The following is a 6576-nucleotide window of genomic DNA, read 5'->3' on the forward strand; positions in this document are numbered from 1 at the left end:
AGATCATCCGCGTGGCATGATCTCAGCGGGGAAAGGGGCAATCACGCCTCAAGCCCTAGTTCTGCAACAACGCCCATTGGAACAATCAGAGGATGCGCAATGGGACCGAATCTTCCACCCGAACACGCCCATTCAAAGCGCATCAACGGGCTCTGAGCTGTTTGAGCGGTGGAGCACGATGGTTCTAGCGGGCGAGCCTCCCAGTCCACGGCGCTGTCGAAGTCGTTCACCGCGGGTTTGATCGCATTGGGTTGCAGTCAGACAAGCCGTAGCGTGCTACCAAGCTGCGAATGACTGCCCTGTCCGCTCACCGGTCATAACCTCGATTTAGACGAACGTCTGGAGCCGGTTAAAGCCGTCGTTCGAGCGTGTCTCTGCGGTTCCGTCGGCTCTTACGGCTGCTTACCGTCGTCTAGCGGTCATCTGATCATTTTGCTCAGATGTCGTGGAAGAGCCCGAACCGGACACGGGTAATAGCCCGAGGTTGCGGTCAGTGGTGAAGTGTTCCGTCGCATCATGACGGCCATCCAACGGCTGCGCGCGCCGCCGGTTCCAGCATGGTGACGTCGGCGACAAAATTCAGAGGAAAGCGGCTCGACTGGTCTGCCCAATGGTGTGCCAATCCGTCCGAAAACCGGATCAACCCGGCTGCCAAGGCCACAATTCATGCTCAGTTCGCGCTTCAGGTGCCAGAACCACCAAACTGTGGACACATGAAGCTTGATCAGTGCCCAAAGTCGCCGCAACATGGAACGGTCGGCGTTCTACTTGGGGAATTTCGGGTTATACTGATCCCGCCGGGGCGGGCCCTTCGCGCGCCAAGGTGCATATTTGGAGAGATAGAATGAAGAGATTTTCAGTACCGGCCTTTCTGGCCGCTTTCGTTCCTTTCACGGCTCTGGCCGAAGACGTCGATCTCGACGCGATGCGGGCGAGCGTCGAGAAATACAAGGATATCAACGTGGCGCTGGCCGAAGGCTACATCACGCCCGACAACCACTGCGTTTCGGCGGCGGCCGAGGGGCTGCCGGCAGAGCTTGGCGCGATGGGCATCCACTACATCCATCCCGCGATGCTCAAGATCACCGGGACCGATCCGCGTGTGGACGGCGAGTCGACCTATACCGACTGGTCGCAGCCGGCGATTCTGATCTACGAGCCGCAGGCGGACGGCTCGATGGAGCTGGTGGCGGTCGAGAATCTAGTCTTCGAGGCCGCCTGGAAAGCCGCAGGAAACGACGAAGCGCCGGCGCTGAACGGCCGCACCTGGGACCATATGGCCGACGATCCGAACACGCCGGGCGACGAGGCGCATGGTTTCATGCCGCATTACGACCAGCATGTCTGGCTCTTCCGCGACAACCCGATGGGGGTGCTGATGCCGTTCAACCCCAACGTCACCTGCGAACACGCCAAGGGCTGACCGGATCGCGCATTGGGGGCAGGGCGCCGCGCGGCGCCCTGATCAGCCGCTTTCGGCCTCGGCCACGTTGTGCAGCACCGTCAGGAAACTGTCCGGCGTGACCGAGATGGAATCGATCTAAAAGTCGTTGGCCTATTAGTGGGCCATTCGCCATAAGAGTGGCTCTTAGGGGCGGTTCCATGTAGCACGAGTCATGTCCGCTTCGTCCCGCAAGCTGGACATGACATCGATTTTGGCGAACGTCCGAAGACTGTGATCTGTGATCGAAGTATAACCGCCGCAACAGTGCCGTGCGAGGACATGAAGCGATGAAACTGCATTGTCCGCCAGCCGCACCACCGACGCCTCTCAAATGTGTGCTCCACCGGCCCGACGGCGGGCGATGACTTCGGCAATCGCCGCCTCCCAACTCGGGCGCGCAGGCTTGTGGTTCGCGCCGGGCGGCGCAAGTTCGGATTTCACCGGAACCAATGGCGCCCGACATTGCCGTCATGACCGTCATCTGGCACAGATAGCTGGTCGACCCCAAGCGCCTCACGGTCCTCGAAGATGTCCAAGAAGACCCTCAATCAGAAGAACCTCGAACAGCTAGGGGCGGAGAAGCTCGCCGCCCTTGTCATGGACCTCGTCCAGGGCAGCGCGGCCTTGCAGCGGAGGGCACGGATGGAGCTGAGCGCTGCACAGGGGCCAAAGGAGGTCGCGGCCGATGTCCGCAAGCGCTTCGCCTCGCTCCGTCGTTCGACGAGTTTCGTGGACTGGCGCAAGCAGAAGGCCTTGGTCAAGGACCTGAGGTGGCTGTTGTCCATGATCGAGACCAGCGTCGCGCCGGACGATCCGCACGAGGCCTTTGAGCTGCTCTGGTCGTTCCTGCAACTCGCCCCGTCCATTCATGAGCGGACGGATGACAGCAATGGGGCGGTTGGCGACGTCATTGGCGAGGCCGTCGAGATGATCGGTCAGCTGTCGCCCAGGATCGCCATCGACAGCAAAACGCTGGCAGAGCGCATTTTGGATGCCGTGTCCAAGGCCGGGTACGGCGAGTTCGACGGTATCATATCGGCTGCCGCTCCGGCCCTGGGGGATGAAGGGCTGGAGCAGCTGAAGCGGATCACGACCGCGTGGCAAGCCAAAGCACCCAGCGAGGAGGACATCGACCACTACGCGGGCTTCGGTCTGCGGTCTTCACCGGAGGACACGGCCAGGCGAAACAAGGACCTCACGGCGTCGGTTATCCTGGCGGATGTAGCCGATGAGCAGGGCGACGTCGATGCCTATATGGCACGGTACTCGGCCGAACAGCTGGCCTATGGCACCATCGCGCCGGGTGTTGCACAGCGCCTGTTGGACGCGAACCGCGCGGACGAGGCCCTGCAGCTCATTCAGCGCGCCCGGGCTGCCGAAGAAGGCAAGCCGTTCTGGGTTCATCGGTACGATCTCGACGAGGTTTACGAGGCATGTCTGGAACGGCTTTGTAGGACGGATGACTTGAAGGCCCACCTCTGGTCGACGTTCGAGAGGACGCTGAGCGCCCGTAGCCTGCGGCGGTACGTGGATTTGCTGCCGGACTTCGAAGACATTGAGGCCGAAGAGAAAGCCTTGGCCCATGTTGAAGCCTTTGCTGGCCTCGGAACGGCGTTGAGCTTTCTGATCCAGTGGCCTGCCCACGACAGGGCTGCCCGGCTGGTCCTCACACGGGCCGAGGATCTGGATGGAAACGACTATCAGACACTTACGACTGCTTCGGACGCTCTGGAGGCAAACCATCCGCTGGCTGCCACCATCCTGCGTCGTGCGATGATCCGGGACACACTGGACGGGGCCAAGTCCTCGCGTTACCGGCACGCTGCTCGTCACCTAGCGGAGTGCGCTTCCAGCGATGCCATGATCGACGACTACCAGTCGTTCCCGCCACACTCGGAGTTCTTGGTCTCGCTTCGGGAGCACCACAAGCGCAAGTACGGGTTCTGGCAGCTGGTCGGCGAGTAACATCGGGCTGTGCTGCGGTTGCCACTAGAGATAGCGGCGGACGTTTGCGAAACATGCATTATGCCTCTCTTAGGCCCGGACTTCTGCGGTAGCGAACAGGTGTTTTTCCACAGAACAGCTTATTTCGTTGAAAAACTCTTCCTTGATCGACTGGTAAGTCGCTGATTCAATTCTTCCTAGATGGAGGGGTTGGCGATGATGGGACCGAGGAAAGAAGCGCAAGCGGGAACCCCTTCACCCTGGCCGAGGCGCCGGTGAAAAGGATGGTTCCTCGTGTGCCGTCGATGGGCTCGGCGGCCAGCATCCGCTTGGCCGCGTGCTTGGCGGTCAGAAAGGCACCGATCGCCGTCACCTCGACCGCTCTGCGCACATCATCAGCGGACAATTCGACGATCGGGCCGCGCACCCGAGCGGGGGAGTTATCGATCACGACCGGGGGCGAGGCGGGCAGGGCGGCGATGAGGCCTGCCAACTCGTCCTCATTGGTGGCGTCCAGAAGTACCATCTCCGCGCCGGTTTCTGCTGCGACGGCGGCCATCTGGTCGCCGCTGCATTCGGCCCGGGTCAGCGCATGATCCGCAGCAAGGTTGCGCGCCAGCGCGGCAGAGAGTCCATCGCCGAAGCCGACGATCACGGCAAGGGGTTTCTACATGGCGATTTCTCCTTGCTTTGCAAAGCTGATGCTTGACCTCTGAAGGCGTCTGTCATAGGGCTAACGCGCTGAGCGGGCGTTGTGTAGTGGTAAGACCTCAGCCTTCCAAGCAGGAGGGTAACGTTTCATCCTCGTTCAAATTCATTCTAATATATTCTTTTTGTTGACTTATGTCTTTCATTTATGTTCCGATGAATTCCCTTCTTTTCCTACTGATACCGACAAAAAACAGACAATATGCCAAAACTCACAGAAACCTTTGCCCGTAAGGTTCCGCAGACAAAATCCGGCACCGACAAGCACTGGGACAGCGAGGTCAAGGGCCTCGTGCTCTTCGTCGGCAAGCGCTCGAAGACCTGGTACTTCCAGAAGGACGTGGGCGGGCAGACCAAACGTGTCCTGATCGGGCGTTTTCCGGTTATCTCGGCCCAGGCTGCGCGGCAGACGGCCCTCGGCTTCGCGCTGGAATGGGGCAGGGGAGCCGGCAAGAAGATCCAGATCGGGGCTCCAACCCTTGAGGCGGCCATGGAAGCCTACCTGGCCCGCCCCAAGCTCCGCAGCAAGAGTTACAAAGAAAATGTCCGAGCCTCGCTGAATTTGCATCTGAAAGATTGGCTCAGACTGCCACTCGACGAGATTACCAAGTCGATGGTCGTGCGACGACACCAAGAACTGGCGGCGCGCCCCGTCAGCGCCAATCGCACATTGAGAATTGTACGGTCGATCTGGAACCATGCCCGGCGAACCTACGATCTGTCAGAAAGCCCGACGATGGCGATCGAGTGGTACGAGGAGAAGCCAAACGGAACGATCATCGAAAATCTGCGCGAATGGCGGGACGAGGTTGATGGGTTGTATAACCCGATCCACCAGGTCTTCTACGAGATGGCCCTGTTCACCGGTTTCCGGAAAACCGAGTTGCTGACCCTCGAATGGAAGGACGTGCATGAGGACCACATCCACCTGCCCATGACAAAGAACGGGCGCAGCTTCGATCTTCCGATCGTGCAATGTCATCATGAAATCCTGGCGCCTCTACGCGGGCTGAGCCGGAAATGGGTGTTCCCATCGCCGAAGGCGCCGAGCGGGCATCTGACCGGACCGCAGCGGTTCAAGTGGAGCCCGCATGCACATTGCCGGACTTTCGCAACTGTCGCCATGGAGGCGGGGATTCTGGAGGAAATCGTTGGTCGGCTTTTGAACCATACACCTCTGTCCATCACTGGTCAGCGTTACGCGAAGCCGTCACTGGGGGCTTTGAGGCCCGCAATGCAAACTGCTTGCAATGAATTGAAAGCGAGAATGGGGCGTGAGGCGAAGAATGCGTGTGCTTGAGGTCTATCGCGGCGGGAAACTGCTGGCCAATGCTTACCCGACAATCGCTACTCGTATGGTTTACCCCAATGATGAGGTCTCAGCTCAGCAGGCGCTTTCGGTTATGGAACTGGAGACGCGCCGGCGAGATGGCGTTCAGGGGCCAATCATGAAGGCTGTGGAAGCCGAACTGGTGAAAACCCAGTCCTTGGGCAGAATGGCCGGGGATGTTGCTCTGGCCATGATCAATGAGCAGGCTCGTGGTCGAGTTGCTAGCCTTGAGTACGCGTCAACCTTTGTAGCGCATTATTTTGAAACGGAGCAAACAGCCGATCAGAAGTTTCCAACTGATGTGCGCCGCTTGCAGGATCACTTTAGGCGTCTGCGGGACAGTTTACATCTCTGGGCTGCTTGGCAGTTATGCCAAAACCTTGTTGGTTTCGACTTCGTACGTAACCCTGGCCATACGAAGTTGTTTTTGCAGCAGGCTGGCTTGGCGCAAATCTCGCTGAGCCGCATTCCTTACTTTGGTGATTGGAACCCATGGGCCGTTCCAAAAGAGATCATCCAGATTATTCAAGACCGCGACCTGCGCCTAAGAGTATTAGAAGACACTGACTTTGAACGCGAATTTCGGAAATCCTATCATAGCCGGCAGGGACGTTAGTCTCGCATTTAGCGCCGCGCAGGTCAGGTATACAGCGATTGTCAAGTGGTGCTAATAGGAAATTCCCCAGAGTGACCTGACCCAAACGCATCCGGCATGCCTTTCCACGCATTTGAATGGAAAGGAAAAGCGATGCCACAGACTGTCCCGGCTGCAATCCAATGGTCAGAAAATATGAGGGCAAGCGAAGCAGCTCGGTATTTGGGACTTTCGGTCTCGAAGCTGGCAAAACTTCGGATGCGCCACAATCAGGCAGTCGGCCCACGCTACGCGAAACTGTGCGGTGTAGTGATCTATCGACGCCGCGACCTTGATGAGTGGCTTAAATCCAATCTCGTCGGAGGCGCAAATGAAACCGCGGAATAAGCGTCCTGGCGAAGATCGCCTTTTGACGATCGCAGACGTGGCCGGCTTTCTGAAGTGCTCTCAGAAGACCGTCCAACGCCGTATCGGCACCGGCGAACTGCCTGTGATCCGTGATGGCCGGATGATCCGTGTGCATCCAATGGACCTCGATCGGTACATCAAGCAACG

Annotated in this window: 7 protein-coding genes; 6 read left to right on the plus strand and 1 reads right to left on the minus strand. The window is 58.9% G+C overall.

Going from position 1 to position 6576, the window contains the following annotated elements:
- Positions 1-844: 844 nt before the first annotated feature.
- Both RXV88_RS22915 and RXV88_RS22920 read left to right on the plus strand, forming a co-directional pair.
- A complete protein-coding gene (locus RXV88_RS22915; protein WP_316296010.1) occupies positions 845-1423 on the plus strand; it encodes a hypothetical protein in 579 nt (192 codons plus the stop codon).
- A 549-nt stretch (positions 1424-1972) separates the two neighbouring features.
- A complete protein-coding gene (locus RXV88_RS22920) occupies positions 1973-3409 on the plus strand; it encodes a DUF6880 family protein (RefSeq protein WP_316296012.1) in 1437 nt (478 codons plus the stop codon).
- 166 nt (positions 3410-3575) lie between these two features.
- Here RXV88_RS22920 and RXV88_RS22925 read toward each other — a convergent pair whose 3' ends face one another.
- On the minus strand, positions 3576-4043 hold the full coding sequence (locus tag RXV88_RS22925) for an SDR family NAD(P)-dependent oxidoreductase (RefSeq protein ID WP_316296014.1): 468 nt from the start codon (positions 4041-4043) through the stop codon (positions 3576-3578).
- A gap of 255 nt (positions 4044-4298) precedes the next feature.
- On the opposite strand from RXV88_RS22925, the gene RXV88_RS22930 reads away from it, so the two are divergent.
- The 4 genes from RXV88_RS22930 to RXV88_RS23780 all read left to right on the plus strand — a co-directional run.
- Positions 4299-5396 carry an integrase family protein gene (locus tag RXV88_RS22930; protein ID WP_316296015.1) on the plus strand — a complete coding sequence of 366 codons (1098 nt, stop codon included), beginning with the start codon at positions 4299-4301 and terminating at the stop codon, positions 5394-5396.
- On the plus strand, positions 5389-6042 hold the full coding sequence (locus tag RXV88_RS22935) for a hypothetical protein (protein WP_316296017.1): 654 nt from the start codon (positions 5389-5391) through the stop codon (positions 6040-6042). Before RXV88_RS22930 ends, RXV88_RS22935 begins: the two co-directional genes overlap by 8 nt.
- Positions 6043-6138: 96 nt before the next feature.
- Positions 6139-6408, plus strand: a complete 270-nt coding sequence (locus RXV88_RS22940) for a helix-turn-helix domain-containing protein (RefSeq protein ID WP_316296019.1) — start codon at positions 6139-6141, stop codon at positions 6406-6408.
- Positions 6392-6576, plus strand: a 185-nt coding sequence (locus tag RXV88_RS23780) for a helix-turn-helix domain-containing protein (protein ID WP_410468855.1), incomplete at its 3' end; no start/stop codon positions are given. The genes RXV88_RS22940 and RXV88_RS23780, both read left to right, overlap by 17 nt.

The sequence above is a fragment of the Aestuariicoccus sp. MJ-SS9 genome (assembly GCF_032586235.1).
Taxonomy (GTDB): Bacteria; Pseudomonadota; Alphaproteobacteria; order Rhodobacterales; family Rhodobacteraceae; genus Aestuariicoccus.